Source organism: Salinimicrobium sp. CAU 1759 (genome assembly GCF_054482715.1).
In genome coordinates, this window is sequence record NZ_JBTLRK010000003.1 from 330,690 (window position 1) to 347,961 (window position 17,272).

Genomic DNA, 17,272 nt, shown 5'->3' on the forward strand with positions numbered 1-17,272 from the left:
TTTTCAGGAGAATTAATATTATCTGCAGTTTTCGTGTCTCTGTCTATATATCTAATTAATCTCTTCTCGCTTTTAAACGTTTAACTAAGGCTTAAGGACAGCTTTTTATCAAAAAAACTTATAAAAAATGCAATAACGGCCACATTTCACCTTTCATCTTGATTTTTAGCAAACTACATTAAATTCACAGTTTCTTAAATTTAGTTAACAAAAACTTAAATCTTACGAGATAATAAAGAACAAAATGAAGTTTATAAGAAAAAAAGTTGCTTGGATGACAATTAATCATCAAATTTGGCCTTGGCTAATTCAAACAAATCTTATAAAATGAAAACAAAGTTTAGTGGAATTCTAACGCTATTACTGGCGTTAGTTGTGCAAATTACGTTTGCACAAGAACAGCGAACAATCACCGGGACGGTGACCGATGACAGCGGTATGCCTCTCCCCGGAGTTAACGTTCTGGTAAAAGGCACCACCCGTGGGGTGCAAACAGGTTTCGATGGAGATTATTCTATTGAAGCGAGCCCGGGAGAAGTCCTCGTGTTTTCCTTTTTGGGAATGCAAACTAGAGAATACACCGTTGCCAATGTAAACACTATTGATGTTGTACTCCAGCCCGATGCTGCTCAATTGGAAGAAGTTGTAGTAACAGCTTTAGGTATTTCTCGTGAGAAGAGGTCTATTGGTTACGCAACTCAGGAAGTTTCCGGTGAGGAAGTTTCAACTGTTAAGACAGACAACGTGATCAATAACCTTTCCGGTAAAGTGAGTGGGGTTCAAATTAAGGCCAACAACAACTTCGGTGGATCGGCTAACTTCCTTATTCGTGGTGTTAGCTCCTTAACCGGAAACAACCAGCCTTTATTTGTTATTGACGGAATTCCGATTTCGAACAATATTAATAACACTGCTGCACAAAGAGCAGGAAGTACTGGTTATGATTATGGTAACGCGGCTTCCGATATTAACCCAGAGGATGTTGCCTCTATTAACGTTCTAAAAGGAGCTGCTGCATCTGCGATCTATGGATCTCGAGGTGCTAACGGTGTAGTGATCATTACTACTAAATCAGGACAAGAAGGTAGAATGAAAGTGAGCGTTAGCTCAAGTGTAACTGTTGGTGAGATAGACAAATCCACCTTTATTGATTATCAAGATGAATATGGAGCTGGATATGGTCCATACTATGGTGCTCCGGATTTCGATGGATACTTCGAATTATTTGATGTAGATGGAAATGGAACCACAGATCGGGTTGTACCAACATATGATGACGCTTCATACGGTGCTCCTTTAGATGGGCAGGTTGTTTTCCAGTGGGATGCTTTTGTTCCTGAACATCAAAATTATCTACAACCAAGACCTTATGTTGCAGGTGCTACTACTCCGGTAGATTTCTTTGAAACATCACTCCAGTTTAACAACTCTGTTGCTGTTTCAGGAGGTACCGAAAAAATGACATATAGATTAGGTTATACCAATTTCGATCAAACGGGAATGCTCCCCAACTCTAATCTGAATAAGAACTCTTTTAACTTAAATGGAGATATTCAGGTCACAGACAACCTCAGCGCAGGAGCATCAGCCAACTTTATTGTTCAAAGAACTACAGGTAGAAACTCTACAGGATATAGCGACAACCTTATGTCTCAATTCCGTCAATGGTGGCAGGTGAACGTGGATATGGATTCTCAGAGAGAGATCTTTGAGCAAACAGGAAAGAACATCTCCTGGAACCACGAAGGTGCTTTAGGCGGATCTTACCTACAACCTCACTATTGGGACAACCCATATTGGACACGTTATAGAAACTACCAAACAGATAGAAGAAATCGTTTCTACGGAAATCTCTTTGCCTCCTATAACGTTACTGATTGGCTAGACATTACAGCAAAAGGAGCTGTTGATACTTATTCTGAACTAAGAGAAGAAAGACGAGCAATAGGATCTGTTGCTGCTCCATTTGGAGTACTAAGAGATGATGAAACTTCTGGTTATGATCGTAAAGATGTGGATTTTACAGAATACAATTATGACCTTATGGCCAATATCAATAAAGACTTTGGTGACGACGTAAGTCTTGCCGGTGTTGCCGGTATTAACCTTAGAAGGGAAACTTATAGCTTCTATCACCAGGCAACGGCCGGAGGTTTAATTGCACCAGGCATCTTTGCCTTAAGCAACTCTGTGAACACAAACCCAAAACCGGTTGAGATCCTTCAGGAAAAAGAAGTACTTGGATATTATGGTCAAGCTTCTGTGGGTTATCAGAACACAGCTTACTTAGATGGAACATATCGTTATGATATATCTTCCGCACTTCCTCCAGATGAAAATGGATATGGATATTTCGCAGTAAGTACAAGTTTGATTTTCTCTAACCTTTTTGATTCAGATTGGTTCAGTTTTGGAAAGTTCAGAGCTGGTTATGCCGAAGTTGGTAATGACCTTCCTGCTAACAACGTTTACGACACCTATAATATCCTAAACAATTTTGGCCAGGCAGCGCTGTTCTCTTTCCCGGGAACAAAGCAAAATGAAGAATTAGTACCAGAAAGAACAAAAGAGATCGAAGTTGGTATAGAAACCCGTATGTGGCAGAACCGCGTAGGACTAGACCTTACCTGGTACAAGAAAAACACTGAAAACCAGTTGATGCCAGTATCTCTTTCTACTGCAACAGGTTTCTCTAACAGATGGGTCAATGCGGGAGAGCTTCAAAACAAAGGAGTTGAAGCCAGATTACACTTAGTTCCTGTTACTACAGATGATTGGAACTGGACTATGGATATTAACTGGTCGAAGAATGAAAACCTTGTGGTAGATCTTTACGGAGATCAGGAAAACCTGGTTCTTGCTAGTTACCAAGGTGGTGTTTCTCTTAACGCAACTGTAGGACAACCATACAACACTCTAAGAGGTACAGGATACCAGTATCTTGATGGACAAAGAGTTGTTAATTCCAGTGGATATTACGTCGCTGTAGCCGATCAGGTAATTGGAGACGCAAACCCTGACTGGAATGGAGGGGTATCCAATAAGATCTCTTACAAGAATGTTGCTTTAAGTTTCCTTGTGGATGTACAGCAAGGTGGAGATGTTTTCTCTCTCGACTTACACTACGGACAAGGAACTGGTCTTCCAGATTACACGGCAGGACTTAACGAACTGGGTAACCCTGTAAGGGATCCTATTTCTGAAGGTGGTGGAGTTTTGAATGAAGGTGTTACTGCCGACGGCCAACCTAACACTACCCGCGCAAGAGCAGATTACTTTGGTGGTGCTTATTACTGGGGTAACTCGAGCAGAAACCCTAACCAGATCAATGTGTATGATGCTTCTTATGTTAAGCTGAGAGAAGTAGCTCTTTCGTATAGAATGCCTGTGAAAGAGTGGTTTGGAGATTCAATGAATTCAGGTACTATTTCTTTAATAGGAAGAAACCTTTGGATTATTGATAAAAATGTACCTTTTGCAGATCCTGAATCAGGACTTGGTGCAGGTAACGCTCAGGGATATCTATCAGGTTCTTACCCAACATTACGTACAGTTGGTTTAAGTGTAAACTTTGAATTTTAATTTTAGAAAAAAATGAAAAAAATATTCTTAACAATATTTTGTTTTAGCATTCTCCTCGCTTCATGTGAAGTTGATGAAGGCTTAAACATTGACAAAAAAAATCCCACCGAAGTACCGGGAAGTGGACTTTTCACGAACGCTACGCGTAACTTTTTTGATCTCATGCAGTCTGCCAGTGTTAACTTCAATGTTTTCAGATTGTATTCCCAATACTGGGCGCAGACAACGTATCCTGATGAAAGTCAGTACAACCAGGTTACTCGTAATATAGGCGAGAATATGTGGAATACCATATATAGAGATGTACTACAGGATCTTAAAGGTGCACGTGAGACTCTAATTGAGAATGAAGCCGATAATTTGGATAATAAACTCGCTATCATTGAGTTTATGGAAGTTTACTCTTATGCTTTCCTTGTAGAAACTTTTGGTAATGTTCCTTACACAGAAGCTCTTGATCCAACCAATCCTTCTCCTGTTTATGACGATGCTGAAACGATCTATGCCGACTTATTTAGTCGTCTGAATGCGGCGATTGCTCAGATGGACGTTTCTGGAGATGGCTTTGAGCCTGAGCAGGATCCTGTTTACAATGGAGACATGACAGGTTGGTTTAAAGCTGCTAATTCTTTAAAGCTAAGGATGGCCATGCGTCTTGCTGAGGTTGATATCGCCGGAGTAAATTCGCAATCCGCAGCTGAAGAAGCCGCTTCAGATTTAAATAACCTAATCCTCAGTAATCAGTACAATTTTGGGCTTCAGTATTTAGGTGGAGCACCAAATACTAATCCTGTGTGGGTATCACTTGTTCAAAGTGGACGTACAGACTTTGTAGGTGCTAATACGTTTGTCGATGTACTTAAGGATTTGGACGACCCACGACTTGAAGAGTATTTCCAGCCTGTTGGAGGAGAATACAAGGGAGGGGTTTATGGTTCTGCAAACTCTCCTTCAAGTTTCTCACTTCCGGGTGAACAGCTTCACGATCCAACGTTAGCTGGTAATGTAATTACTGCCAGTGAAGTTTATTTTCTCTTAGCAGAAGCTGCTGCTAGAGGATACAATGTAGGTGGAACTGTTGAAGAATTCTTCGAAGAGGGAGTTGTTGCTTCTGTTCTGGAATGGAATGCTGCTAGTGAAACCGAAGCTGAGGCCTATGCTGCAAGAGCGTGGACTGAAACTCCAGGTGATGAATTAGCTAAAATCGCCTACCAAAAATGGATTGCCCTTTACAACAATGGATTTGAAGGATGGACTGTTTACCGTTTGTTTGATGATGCATTACCATTTAATGCACCAGAAGATATGACTTTGGCAGATATTCCAACCCGTTTCCTTTACCCTGTTTCTGAAGCTACCTTAAACCCATCGGGTTACCAGGCAGCAGCAAGTGCTATTGGAGGAGATACAAAGACAACAAGACTATTCTTTGATACGGAATAACTTTTCCATTAAATATTAGGAAAAAGATAAAGCTGCCGGTGAACCGGCAGCTTTTTTATTATTTAGCCTCAAGTTTTACATTATTTGAGTACATTTAAATCTCCCTGCATTATTACTACGTCTTATTAATTAAATTTCTTTAAAGATGAAAAAAATTTTAATACTTCTGCTTTTTGCCCCACTTGTCACCCTTTCTCAAAGCAGGGATTTGGGTCCCAGCAGTTCAATGTTTGCAAATAACCTGGGGGATTTTGCACTTCAAAAAATAGACAAGGTCTACACCTCTGAATATTCAAATAATATAAGCGGAAAAATGTATCTGTTTGAAGATTGGCAACAATGCATAATAAAAACAAATCTTAAGGAAGAAGGTCTCAACTTTGCGGTACCGTGCAACTATAATTTGTTAACCGATCAGTTCGAAATGAAGGTGGACAACCAGATCTATTTTCTTCAACATGATGTTATTGTTGAAATTCAGCAAGGAAACAGGACTTTCATTCCAAATCACAACTTCAGCGATGAGAATTCAACTGCTTACATGGAGGTCCTGGGGGAAGGTGACAAATTTGATCTGGTCAAATTGTACGATTTAAAAATAAAGGATGTTCAGTCGAAAAGATCTTTAGGTCTGTATGAGAAAAAGATAATGACAAAGGACAAATTATATTTTGTAGATCAGGAGAGCAAAGAACTTATTGAGGTTCCCAGATCAAAAAGAAAGATTTACAATATTCTTGAACTGGACTCAGAAGAAAGAAAACAAATCCACGGAAATATAAAACGTACAGAAAATCTAATTCAGGCAGTTCAACTTGCCAGCTAGATTTTTTTCATTTGACAGAGTATAATAACCACCCTTCGGGGTGGTTTTTTTATATCTATATTTGCAGTATGAAAGACACGACTACCATTTTTGGAATACGAGCAGTTATTGAAGCTATTCAAAACGACGAGACCATTGACAAGATTTTTATTCAAAAAGGCCTTAGCGGACAACTATTTCAAGAACTACAGCACAAAATGAAAGGCGGTGATTACAACATTTCTTATGTGCCTGTAGAAAAGCTCAACCGGTTGGTAAAAGGTAATCACCAGGGAATCGTTGCTAAAATTTCCCCTGTAGAGTTTGCCGATCTTGAAATGGTAGTCGAAAAAACTCTTCAAAAATCAACTTTTCCCCTCTTCCTCTTATTAGACCAGGTGGATGACGTACGGAACTTTGGAGCCATAATACGGACAGCCGAATGCACTGGTGTGGACGGAATCATTATTCCCAAAAAAGGAGCCGCTCCTGTCACTGCAGATACCGTAAAAACCTCGGCCGGCGCAATCTTCAAGATCCCTTTAATTAAGGTAGACCATATAAAAGATGCTATTTACTACATGCAGGCTTCAGGAATAAGAGTGGTAGCAGCTACAGAGAAAACTGATGAATTGCTATATGCTGTTGACCTCACGCAACCAACTGCTCTGGTAATGGGTAATGAAGGAAAAGGCATATCCGACTCTGTTCTAAAACTTGTAGACCAAAAAGCGAAATTACCTATGCAGGGAACCATTGGTTCCTTAAATGTATCAGTGGCTTGTGGTGCATTTTTATACGAGGTTGTGAGACAAAGATTAAACTAGAATTAAGCCTAAATCCTTATAATAATTTGGATTTGTCATCACTTTGGGCCTTCTTGTAATGGTAAATGTATTCCTGGTCTTCCTCACCGTCAGGGTTTTCAACAAAATTCCCGTTTTCATCAAAGTGCCGCATGAAGGGATCATTATCTTCATTATAGGTCTCCTTTTCCCATTCATATTTTGGCGCACGGGCAATATTCTGCCGGTAGATTAAGGCGAAGAATAATCCCGAAAGCAGCCCTGCCAAATGTCCTTCCCATGAGATCTCGGGATCAATAGGCGTGATATACCATAAGAGACCGCCGTAGAGAAAAACAACGATCAATGAAAGGGCAACAAGCCTGTAATATTTAGAAAAAATTCCTTTGAAAAACAGAAAACCTGCCAAAACATAAATCATACCTGAAGCTCCTATGTGAAAAGCAGGTCTTCCAATAAGCCAGGTAATAGATCCCGATAGCAGTAGTCCCAAAAAGAGGATTTTCCAGCTCAGTTTCCTATAGAAATAGAATAGAGATAGGCTTAGCACGAAAAGGGGAACTGTATTATGGAACAGGTGCTTAATACCACTATGAATGAAAGGAGAGAAAAGAATTCCTCTAAGCCCTTCCAATGTCCGTGGATAAACACCAAAAGAGGTAAAATCCCAGCTAAACCTTATTTCCATCCAGTACACTATCCAAATGAGCAAAATAAATAGTAGCGGATAGCCCACTACTCCTGTGGTAAAGACAAATGGCTCATGCTCTTTTTGTTTCCGAACTTTCATATGGTCGCAATCACAATAATTTAGCCACTAAAAAAAATGGAAAAAATTACCTATTAAAAGTGACATTTTTGGTTACTCTTCTTTTCCCTCTGCCACTTCGTCACAAGATCTTTACAAATTTTCCTCCTATTTCTGCACCGTCTCCCAATTTACTATTTTTACTCCATGAATAAACCACTGGCAGAAAGATTACGCCCACAATCCTTAGATGATTATTTGAGTCAGCAACATCTTGTTGGCCCCGAAGCTGCTCTGCGGAAGCAAATTAAAAGAGATATTATTCCCAGCATGATCTTCTGGGGTCCTCCCGGTGTTGGCAAAACTACTCTTGCCAATATTATTGCTACAGAATCTGGTCGCCCCTTCTTTACCCTTAGCGCTATTAGCAGTGGAGTAAAAGATGTGAGAGAAGTGATTGAAAAAGCTAAAAAAAGTGATGGCTTATTCACTACCAAAAATCCGATCTTGTTCATTGATGAGATCCATCGCTTTAGCAAATCACAACAGGATTCTCTCTTAGGGGCCGTAGAAAAAGGATGGATCACGCTCATAGGTGCCACTACAGAAAATCCCAGTTTCGAGGTAATTCCCGCATTACTCTCCCGTAGTCAGGTGTATATTCTCAATTCCTTTTCAAAAGATGATCTTATTGCTCTTCTTGAGCGGGCAATTAGGGAGGATGAGATTATTTCTAAAATAAGTGTTGAGCTAAAGGAAACTGAAGCTCTTCTTAGGCTTAGTGGAGGAGATGCAAGAAAACTGCTGAATATTTTTGAACTGGTAGTCACTTCTGAAGAAGACGTAAAAGTAGTTGTGACCAATAAAATGGTCATGGAAAAGGTACAGCAAAATACTGTTCTTTATGATAAAACAGGAGAGCAGCATTATGATATAATTTCAGCTTTCATCAAGTCTATTCGGGGTAGTGACCCTAACGCGGCCCTCTATTGGCTCGCGCGAATGATAGAAGGAGGAGAAGATGTGAAGTTTATCGCCAGGCGGCTGCTTATTCTTGCTGCCGAAGATATCGGGAACGCCAACCCTACAGCTCTCATCCTCGCCAATAATACCTTTCAGGCTGTTTCGACTATAGGACATCCCGAGTCACGGATCATTTTGAGCCAGTGCTGTATCTATTTGGCAACTTCACCTAAATCCAATGCTTCCTATATGGCCATAAATGAAGCCCAATCTACCGTAAGGAAAACCGGAAATTTACCTGTCCCTCTGGCTATTCGCAATGCCCCAACCAAACTGATGAAAGATCTGGGTTATGGACAGGATTATAAATATGCACATAGCTACGAAGGAAATTTTGCCGCTGCCGAATTTCTGCCGGAAGAAATAAAGAATACTACCTTTTTCCATCCGGGTAACAATCAAAGGGAGCAATCACAAAGAGATTTCCTTCAAAAAAGGTGGAAAGGAAAATACGGATATTAATTTTTCGGCTTGTAAATCACTGTTACAAGTTGCTGAGTGTGTGGATCGAGATATTCCACAACCAAATTTCCATTGGTGTCAAAAAAGGCGTTTCCGGAAACATTTTTTGAGGAGTATAAAAAGTTATCTCCCCCACCCGATTTTATCAAAGTTGCGAACTTTTCTTCCTCTTTTTCTCTAAACATTACGTGGCCTTCAGGTGTAGGCTTTAGTTGATATGAAATATTCCCATTTACCAACTGTACAACATCTTCATCAGAGGCTTTTTCTATTTCTTCAGCAGTAACAACCGGATCAATAACAACTTTAAGATCCTCTTGCACAACATCGGGTTCATTAGGTGATGGTGTAGGATCAATAATTACTTCGGCAGGAACAGACTCATCTGTTGAAACCTTATCCCCCGTGACGGTTTTACTTTTGACACTAAGATCTTCCGGTAGCTCTTCAAAAGATGTAAAAGCTTCTCTTAGGGCCTCATGATATGATCTTCTAAAATCTTTTTCCCCACTAGCTCCTGTTTGGGAAGTGAAAATTATGTGATTATTACAATCTTCCAATGTCACGTAAAGCCGTGATCTAAATAATCCCGATTTACTATGAACATTAGCTCGCAGTACATCACAGGCATCTATACCCGAAGGAACTCTTTCCTTATAGAGCACCTCAAAACCGTATTTCTCAAAAAGAAAAGCAGTAAGTGCATTCACTTCAAACTGATTTTCATGTTTCAAAAATTCAAATTTTTCAGGAACCTTGATATATTGATATTTCCCTAAATCCTGAGAAAAAAGTTCTCCCAAGCCTATGGAATATAGAATTAAAAAGAGGAAAAAAGTTCTCATTCTCTACTAAACAAAAGCTGAAAACCAATTTGTACCGATGCATTTCGAGATTTTGCGAGGTTGGTATAATCCAGCAGGTTATCTGCAGCAAGATAAAAATTAAAATTGTATAACCTGGCCGCAACCATGAGACCAATATTGGAAAAGGAGAAAGAATCTGCAGTATAGGTGACCTTCCCTCTTAAATTCTCACTAAACGTTCTGTCGTAGTACAGGGTAGTGGCATAATTCAAACCACGCGGACGCTTCATTGCAAAAAATTGAGCACCCAGGTGGTTATAATACCTCCTTCTTCCCATGGGTCTATAACAATTACAAGGTTCGGCATTCTCTGAGAAACCAAAATCCAAAGAAGCATTCATTTTTACCGGACGCCATGTGGTATATGAGTTAGTAAGGGTCTCGTCCCTGAGATTTCTGTCCAGGTCATCCTCCCATTCATCCCAATATTCACGTGTCCCCGGAAAAAGGAGTTCGATACCGCTCGTTTCGTAGTCCCCATAGTACCTGTAGCTTTCCACATTTTTTGTTTGGCGCATGAAACCTATGTCCAAAATGCTACCGGTAACCCGATATTGATCTGAAGGATACCAGGTAAAACCTGCGTCTATTCCCAGCCCTAAGTTACCTCCCAAAAATGCCCTTTTCCCCAGTTTTGACATGGTACCAACTCCTGTTGCATTTTCAGAATCAACCAGACCTGCATAACCTGCAGTATTAATCAAAACATCCACACCCGACATGTAATGCCGATAAAGATTGGGGCCTTCAGGAGAGATCTCCGTCCTAAAAGTTCCCTGGTTATTTACACTGTAGGCGTTAAAAACTCCCGAGTAAATTTTACCTCTAAAACCATAATTGAGATCTTCGGAATAGTAATTTGTAAAGCTAATATGAAAGACATTAAGAGCATCTGCAGTAAAAGCAGCATCTGAAAAACTGAAGTTTTCTCCAATGTAGTTCTTATTACCCTCATAAGCCAAAACGGCTGGATCTTTTGGAAAATACATAAATGCATCTAACTCCTGATAAATTCCGGCAGTATAATACCTTCTTTTATTATCCCGCCAGCCAATAGAAAAAATTTCAAGTTGTTGATTAACCACAAAAAAGTCATTCCGGGTTAGCTTATGTAAAGTTTCTCTTATCCTGTCATTAATAGACCCTTCATCATCTTTAAAAATATCATACATACTTACTCCGGAAGAACCTGCTGAAAGATGGACCTGAGACAAAAGCGGAAGACCTATATGCATGTCAAAATTGGTTTCGGCTCCGGGATTGCTTAGTAGAGTTTGAGGAAGATCATCAAAATTATACAGTAGCTGTTTGTTTTGAGCCGAAACAGCTAAGGAAAAAATGAATATGAAGAGGCTGAGTGTATATCTCATCATTATCATTCAAATTCAAAGTAATAGAATCCCTTTGACTCCAGCTGTAAAGTTCCTTCATTAAAGATAGGATCGGGACTGGAAATCTCCACCGACAGTTTTATACTTCTTCTTACTCTTGCAATTTGACCTTCATTGATTGTTTCGGTATAATCCACCCTTGCCGGTGTGCTTGTAGTTCCCGCAGGAATAGGAATTATTACGGTATGCTGTACCGAATTAGAAGGTGATAATAATCTAATAGTTGCTTTTAAAGGTTTTTGGAAAGTATTGGTAAAGCGGAAATTAAAGTCTGCCCGTACCAGATTGTTCTGTATATAATCATCATCAAGAAAATCAAGTCTTGTCTCATCACTTGCAGAAACTTCTCCACCAGGGGTACTGGAGAAGTCGTTATTAGTGATTGTGAAAAAAATAAGATCTAATGCCGCCTCGGGCGTAAGAACGATTTCCTCATATTGATCGAGATCAACATCCTTCACACAAGAATAGTGAAGTAGAAGGAGTGTCAAAAATGATATTCTGAACAGACTTTTTTTCAACGACGTACTCATGTGGTTCTATATCAAACGAAAACCCTGGTAACTTATTACAAGTACCTGGTCAATTCCTTCATTTCCATTACCTGATGATGATCGGGCGAAAATTCAGTCTTGTAATAATTGTACAGAATAGCTTTCATTCCAAAGTCCTTGGCACCCATAATATCTGCTTCAAAGTTATCTCCAATCATTATGCTCTCATTCACCTTGGCTCTGGCCGTATTAAGGGCCACCTCAAAGATCAACCTATTAGGTTTTTTTACTCCAACATCTTCAGAAGTTGTGATCGTTTTGAAGTACTTGAGAATTCCGGAGCTTTCCAGTTTCTTATGCTGAACTTCTTTAAATCCATTAGTAATAATGTGCAATTCATATTGCGGATAAAGGTAATCCAGGATCTCTTCAGTTCCCTCAAGCAGATGATTGTGGTTTGGGAGATGATCAATGTAATCAATACTCAATTGTTTAATCTTGGAGTCGGTAACGTTGACTTTCATTCCGTCAAATGAATCTTTAAGACGGCCATATCTCAAGTCGTCCTTAGTTACCTTATCTTCTCTGTATAACTTCCAGTAATTAGCATTAATGGGAGCGTAGACAGCCAAAAAATCTTCAAGCCTTACTTTGATCTTATGCTTGGCAAAAATTGAATCAAAAGCTAAACCGGAATTCCTGTCAAAATCCCATAGTGTATGGTCAAGGTCAAAAAATATATGACGGATGTTACTGAATTTCATTTATCATCTTTAAAATTAAAAAGTTTCTTCTTGCATTAGCATATTCGGAAAAGTCCACATTTGTGAAAACCGAAGTGAAAGTACCATTTACTATGGCTATTTGTCGTTTTAATTCCAGAACCTTAAACTCTATTTCACTTTCTTTTAATCTTCCCAAGGCTTCAGAATTGATTGCATATGGATAAACCCGCAAAGGAGTGGTAATTTCAAAATTCAGGTCGTAAAAAAGGAAAGGAGTACAGGTTCCAGCTCTTAAACCCAATGCTTCAGGATAACCCATAGAAAAATCCTTTTGAATTTCAAGTTCCACCAAATGGTTATAAGAATCTGGCAGCAGCAAATTATAATGAGTATTGATAGAACTTCGCACCGGTCTTTTGATTATTTGTTCCAGTCTTTTCTTTTCTTCCTTTAGAACTGCGAATTTTTGATTGGCATAAAATCCTGGCTGTAGGCCAACTTCGGCATAATCTGCAACAGATTTGATCAAGCTTTGAAATTCCAACCTGTTATGATTGATATTTCTATCATGAGTGGAAAAATCACTAACCTGAAACATGAATTTCATGGGCACTTTATATTTCCGCAGGAATTGAATTACCTTAGTGTAAATGTCATATGGATCTCTTTTAAGCTTCGTCATTACCTGTAACCTGTGCAGAACGTATTTTGGTTTAAATCTTATAAGGTCGAGACCGAGCCCAAGGACAACCCGCACTATACCCTTCTTCTTATAGCAATAAGCTTCGGTAACAGAAATAATAGTTTGGGTTCTCAAATCCCTCTTCGGAAAATCCTGAGCGGGGAATTTTTTCTTTAGGACCTTCTTAAACTTTTGGGCCCAGATATCAATGACAGGTTTATCTAAAAAACCATTCTGAAACGCCAGGCTTTCGCTCGCCTGAAATCGTCCTTCTTTATCTTTTACGTGAGGAAGATATTCTTCATATCGGCTTAGTAAATAAAAAGATGCAGCAAATATGTCAAAGGGAATGGAACTTGCTTCCCCTACAGAAAAAAAACACGGTACATCGTCCCACTCCTGTACCTTTACCTCCAGGTCACTTATTCCCTGCTCCAGTAGAAGGTCTACGTTTTGAATAAAGACCTCGTTGGCAAGGCTTTGTTTACCATAGGAGATCTTCATACCTTCATGAGCAACAAACTCCTCAATCTTAGAAGTGAATCCAACAGGCACTCCAAGAATTTGTGTACAAATATGTTTAAAAACATATGTTATTCTTGGCGTTATCTTTTGCGTGTAAACAAGGAGCATATATAAATATTACAGCAAACCTTCATCGGCAAAGCTGAAGTAAGAATTTTCGGTTATAATGATGTGGTCCAAAACTTTAACATCCAGGCTTTCCCCGGCAGTTCTAAATTTTTGAGTTAGCTGTTTGTCGGCTGCACTAGGGTTAAGATTACCTGAAGGATGGTTATGCGTGAGAATAAGTCCTGTGGCTCCTAAATGCAGGGCTTGTTTAAAAGCGAGACGCACGTCTACCAGAGTACCTGTTATACCTCCTTTGCTAAGAGAAAGCTCCTGAATTACTTTATTGGAGTTATTGAGATACAGGATCCAGAATTCCTCATGAGGTAATTCTCCTATTTTCGGCTGCATTAGTTCAAACACTGAGCTGCTTGAGGAAATCTTTTTCTTTTCAAGCGCTTCAGATGACCGGCGTCTTCTTCCCAGCTCGAGAGCTGCCACTATAGTTAAAGCCCGGGCCTCACCAATTCCCTTTACATCCATGAGCTGTTTTACAGAAAACTTTCCAAGTTCACTAAGATTGTCCTGGGCCTTAGCCAAAATTTTTTTAGAGACCTCCACCGCCGATTCATTTTTACTTCCTGAACCTATTAGAATTGCTAATAATTCGGCATCACTCAAATATTCCCGCCCTTTCTGAAGTAGCTTTTCTCTTGGTCGATCTCCTTCGGCCCAGTGTTTTATGGTAAAAGAGGAGGGTTTTTCTGAATTCATCAGCACATTTTATCTAAAGATAATAAAATGAAATAACTCAAAAATGCCATTTTAGGAGATCCAGTTTTTGATCCCATTAAAGTCTAGACCACCATAATTCCCACTACTCATCAACAATAGAACTGAATCTTTATAGTTCTTGTCCTGAAGAAACAATTGAAAATCTGAAGGATTAGTAAAAACTTTTAGATCTTTCCTTCCAAAAGAATCGAAGATCTGTTCTTGTGTGATCGGTTCAAGCTTTTTGTTTTCGATTGCTTCAGGCGAAAAGAATACAACAGCTTCATCGGCAGCATCTAAGGCTTTATGATACTGCTTCAAAAATTCAGAATTTAAGCTACTATAAGTGTGAAGTTCCAGGCATGCTATCAAGTTTCGTTTCGGAAACTGCTGTTTTACGGCACTTGTGGTAGCCATAACTTTGGATGGACTATGTGCAAAATCCTTAAAGACTACAGAGTCCAGGTTTTCAGCGATCTTTTCCATTCTCTTTGAAGCTCCCTTGAAAGAACTAATTGCTTCATAAAAATCTTCTTCGTCAATGCCCATGTGCTGACATATCCATTTTGCCCCTGCCAGGTTTTGCAGATTGTGTTTCCCAAAAATGGTGACCGGCATATCCCCTTCAGGAGTCTCAATTAGCGTTTTCTCATCTTCTATAGAAAAACCAGGAGTATTATAAGGGTGTTTTCGAATAGTATTAGTGGATTCCGCAACTAGCTTCTTTAAGTGCTCATCCTCCTCATTGTAAACAAGAATACCTCCCTTGACTATAGAATCAATAAAGATCCTAAACTGCTCAAGATATTCCTCAAAGGTGGGAAATACGTTGATGTGGTCCCAGGCTATTCCACTTAAAAGTGCAATATTAGGTTTGTAGAGATGAAATTTTGGCCGGCGATCTATGGGGGAGGAAAGATATTCATCACCCTCCAAGACGATAAAATCATTTTCCTGTGTAAGGTGGACCATTGTATCAAACCCTTCTAATTGGGCACCCACCATGTAATCCACTTCCTTTTGATGATACTTTAGGACATGAAGAACCATTGATGTAATGGTTGTCTTACCATGCGACCCCCCTATAACCACTCTTGTTTTATTCTTGGACTGTTCATAAAGGAACTCAGGGTAAGAGTATATGGGTAAACTTATCTCTTTAGCTTTCTTTAGTTCAGGATTATCCATTCTTGCATGCATACCGAGAATGACAGCATCAAGTTGGCTGTTAATCTTCTCTGGAAACCATCCAAATTCTTCCGGTAATAAACCTTTTTTCTTCAGCCGTGACCTCGATGGCTCGTAGATCATATCATCACTTCCAGTTATGGAATAACCCTTATCGTGAAGAGCAAGTGCGAGGTTATGCATTGCACTACCTCCAATAGCAATAAAATGTAATTGCATCTCTCAAATTTTGAGTAAATATAATGGAATAGACAGAAAGCTAAAGAGAAGGTCCTAACAAAAAATCAAGGGAATTTTGTAACGAAAGGAGCCTAATTAGGTCAAACTGTAAGAACAATTTGTCCGATGAACGGTTTTTTTAACTTATTAGGTGTAAAAAAACCCCTAAAAAAAATTTATTAATGAAAAAATTGTACTTTTAACCACCCCTACTTCAAAGAAATACGTTCATTGAAACGTTACATTGCTTAAATTTTCTCACTTAACAGGAGTTTAAGTTTTATTGTGCGTGTTTAAATATATATTTGAGCCGTAAAAATCATTAATGAAAATCGATTTAATTTAACACTTAGAGCCTATGCGAATTTTTACTTTGGGTAAAAAAGGAGTACCACTATTCTTTTTTGCCTTTTTTCTAATGACCGGAACCTACTCTTACGGACAGGAAAATTGTCCTACTGTAGCGGAAGACATCCAAGAGTTCTGTTATCTTTCAACGGTAGCCGATCTTGATGCAACAGCAACTGGAGATGACGTGCGTTGGTATCGTACTGCAACATCGACAAATCCTATACCTGAAAATGAACTATTACAAAGCGCAAGCTACTTTGCCGGAAATGCTTCGGGAACTTGTACTAATCGAATAGAAGTCCAGGTTACTGTAGATGATTTTGGGGCGCCAACCTCCCAATTCGGGAACGTTTTTCAGCCTTGTGAATATTCAGAAGACGATAGTAGTACCGTGAGTAATCTTATTGCCTTAATTACAGGGAATCAGGTGGAGGTCTTTACAGAAGAATTTTCAGGGGAACCCCTTGACCCTAATACATTATTGGTAGACGGAACGAGTTATTTTGCTGGTCAAATAAACCCGGACACTGGTTGTCCTACCAGTAGAATTGCTTTAAGGTACGATCCTATTCTTGCAGAGGCGCCAACAGGAAACCCGCTACAGACGTTTTGTTCGGGATCAACTGTGGCCGATCTGGAAATCCAAGCTACACATTCGGCTACTCAGGGTTTCAGATGGTACAGTACTGCAACTTCAAATCCAGCGCTAGCTCCATCTACTCCTTTAATTAACGGAGAGACTTATTATGCAAGTCAAATAATTAATCGCAATGGCTCTACACAACCGCCCTGTGAAAGCACAGAAAGATTTATTGTAGAGGTAGTAGTAATTACTGACGGACTTGGTGAAGATAGTACAGATAACGAATTATGCCGTATAGATCTTGCAGAAACAGCAACAGAAAGTCAGGTTGAAGCTGTTTTTATGAGTTTTTTGGAAAATTCCATTCCGGGAGGATCTTTTACGCCTAGTATAGCGCAAATTACATCAGATTTTAATAATGGTGACGGTACTGGAACTTTCAGTACTACTTACACAGTTGGTGAAGGTTTAAGTTGTGAAGATTCTGCTCAACTAGCTGTAACAGTGACTCCCGCTGCAAATGCAGGTGAGGATAATACTGACAACATTTTATGTAGAAG

The 17,272-nt window shown here is 39.4% G+C and carries 14 protein-coding genes; 6 read left to right on the forward strand and 8 right to left on the reverse strand.

Annotation, left to right across the window (positions count from 1 at the left end):
* The first annotated feature begins 327 nt into the window (after nt 1-327).
* The 4 genes from ACXYMT_RS14850 to rlmB all read left to right on the forward strand — a co-directional run bounded on the left by ACXYMT_RS14850 (nt 328) and on the right by rlmB (nt 6,657).
* Nucleotides 328-3,582 carry a SusC/RagA family TonB-linked outer membrane protein gene (locus ACXYMT_RS14850; RefSeq protein ID WP_459059865.1) on the forward strand — a complete coding sequence of 1,085 codons (3,255 nt, stop codon included), beginning with the start codon at nt 328-330 and terminating at the stop codon, nt 3,580-3,582.
* 12 nt (nt 3,583-3,594) lie between these two features.
* On the forward strand, nt 3,595-5,025 hold the full coding sequence (locus ACXYMT_RS14855; RefSeq protein ID WP_459059866.1) for a SusD/RagB family nutrient-binding outer membrane lipoprotein: 1,431 nt from the start codon (nt 3,595-3,597) through the stop codon (nt 5,023-5,025).
* Between the two features lie 145 nt (nt 5,026-5,170).
* Nucleotides 5,171-5,851, forward strand: a complete 681-nt coding sequence (locus ACXYMT_RS14860; protein ID WP_459059867.1) for a hypothetical protein — start codon at nt 5,171-5,173, stop codon at nt 5,849-5,851.
* A gap of 68 nt (nt 5,852-5,919) precedes the next feature.
* Nucleotides 5,920-6,657: a 23S rRNA (guanosine(2251)-2'-O)-methyltransferase RlmB gene (rlmB, locus tag ACXYMT_RS14865; RefSeq protein ID WP_459059868.1), complete on the forward strand. Its 738-nt coding sequence runs from the start codon at nt 5,920-5,922 to the stop codon at nt 6,655-6,657.
* 16 nt (nt 6,658-6,673) lie between these two features.
* Here the strand turns inward: rlmB and ACXYMT_RS14870 are convergent, their stop codons facing one another.
* A complete protein-coding gene (locus tag ACXYMT_RS14870; RefSeq protein ID WP_459059869.1) occupies nt 6,674-7,426 on the reverse strand; it encodes a rhomboid family intramembrane serine protease in 753 nt (250 codons plus the stop codon).
* Between the two features lie 165 nt (nt 7,427-7,591).
* Between ACXYMT_RS14870 and ACXYMT_RS14875 the strand changes: the two genes are divergently transcribed.
* Nucleotides 7,592-8,869, forward strand: a complete 1,278-nt coding sequence (locus ACXYMT_RS14875; protein WP_459059870.1) for a replication-associated recombination protein A — start codon at nt 7,592-7,594, stop codon at nt 8,867-8,869.
* On the opposite strand, the gene ACXYMT_RS14880 is transcribed toward ACXYMT_RS14875, so the two are convergent.
* From ACXYMT_RS14880 to ACXYMT_RS14910, 7 genes are all read right to left on the reverse strand, one after another.
* Complete coding sequence (locus tag ACXYMT_RS14880) at nt 8,866-9,603, reverse strand: hypothetical protein (RefSeq protein WP_459059871.1); 738 nt, start codon at nt 9,601-9,603, stop codon at nt 8,866-8,868. The genes ACXYMT_RS14875 and ACXYMT_RS14880 overlap by 4 nt on opposite strands.
* Before the next feature lie 107 nt (nt 9,604-9,710).
* Complete coding sequence (locus tag ACXYMT_RS14885; RefSeq protein WP_459059872.1) at nt 9,711-11,108, reverse strand: DUF5723 family protein; 1,398 nt, start codon at nt 11,106-11,108, stop codon at nt 9,711-9,713.
* 2 nt (nt 11,109-11,110) lie between these two features.
* Nucleotides 11,111-11,617, reverse strand: coding sequence for a hypothetical protein (locus tag ACXYMT_RS14890; RefSeq protein WP_459059873.1), 507 nt, complete (start codon nt 11,615-11,617; stop codon nt 11,111-11,113).
* Nucleotides 11,618-11,694: 77 nt separating this feature from the next.
* Nucleotides 11,695-12,384: a YjjG family noncanonical pyrimidine nucleotidase gene (locus ACXYMT_RS14895; RefSeq protein WP_459059874.1), complete on the reverse strand. Its 690-nt coding sequence runs from the start codon at nt 12,382-12,384 to the stop codon at nt 11,695-11,697.
* Nucleotides 12,371-13,582 carry a polysaccharide deacetylase family protein gene (locus ACXYMT_RS14900; RefSeq protein WP_459059875.1) on the reverse strand — a complete coding sequence of 404 codons (1,212 nt, stop codon included), beginning with the start codon at nt 13,580-13,582 and terminating at the stop codon, nt 12,371-12,373. Before ACXYMT_RS14900 ends, ACXYMT_RS14895 begins: the two co-directional genes overlap by 14 nt.
* Nucleotides 13,583-13,669: 87 nt before the next feature.
* Nucleotides 13,670-14,371: a RadC family protein gene (gene radC, locus ACXYMT_RS14905; RefSeq protein ID WP_459059876.1), complete on the reverse strand. Its 702-nt coding sequence runs from the start codon at nt 14,369-14,371 to the stop codon at nt 13,670-13,672.
* A gap of 51 nt (nt 14,372-14,422) precedes the next feature.
* Entirely contained in the window at nt 14,423-15,778 is a 1,356-nt protein-coding gene (locus tag ACXYMT_RS14910; protein WP_459059877.1) for a UDP-N-acetylmuramate--L-alanine ligase, read from the reverse strand.
* A gap of 358 nt (nt 15,779-16,136) precedes the next feature.
* On the opposite strand from ACXYMT_RS14910, the gene ACXYMT_RS14915 reads away from it, so the two are divergent.
* On the forward strand, nt 16,137-17,272 hold a 1,136-nt coding region (locus ACXYMT_RS14915), incomplete at its 3' end, for a hypothetical protein (protein ID WP_459059878.1).

What these genes read in the sequence shown, in the direction of transcription:
- ACXYMT_RS14850 (WP_459059865.1), top strand. Translation starts at nt 328, where the DNA reads ATGAAAACAAAGTTTAGTGGAATTCTAACGCTATTACTGGCGTTAGTT.
- ACXYMT_RS14855 (WP_459059866.1), top strand. Translation starts at nt 3,595, where the DNA reads ATGAAAAAAATATTCTTAACAATATTTTGTTTTAGCATTCTCCTCGCT.
- ACXYMT_RS14860 (WP_459059867.1), top strand. Translation starts at nt 5,171, where the DNA reads ATGAAAAAAATTTTAATACTTCTGCTTTTTGCCCCACTTGTCACCCTT.
- rlmB (WP_459059868.1), top strand. Translation starts at nt 5,920, where the DNA reads ATGAAAGACACGACTACCATTTTTGGAATACGAGCAGTTATTGAAGCT.
- ACXYMT_RS14870 (WP_459059869.1), bottom strand. Translation starts at nt 7,426, where the DNA reads ATGAAAGTTCGGAAACAAAAAGAGCATGAGCCATTTGTCTTTACCACA.
- ACXYMT_RS14875 (WP_459059870.1), top strand. Translation starts at nt 7,592, where the DNA reads ATGAATAAACCACTGGCAGAAAGATTACGCCCACAATCCTTAGATGAT.
- ACXYMT_RS14885 (WP_459059872.1), bottom strand. Translation starts at nt 11,108, where the DNA reads ATGATGAGATATACACTCAGCCTCTTCATATTCATTTTTTCCTTAGCT.
- ACXYMT_RS14895 (WP_459059874.1), bottom strand. Translation starts at nt 12,384, where the DNA reads ATGAAATTCAGTAACATCCGTCATATATTTTTTGACCTTGACCATACA.
- radC (WP_459059876.1), bottom strand. Translation starts at nt 14,371, where the DNA reads ATGAATTCAGAAAAACCCTCCTCTTTTACCATAAAACACTGGGCCGAA.
- ACXYMT_RS14910 (WP_459059877.1), bottom strand. Translation starts at nt 15,778, where the DNA reads ATGCAATTACATTTTATTGCTATTGGAGGTAGTGCAATGCATAACCTC.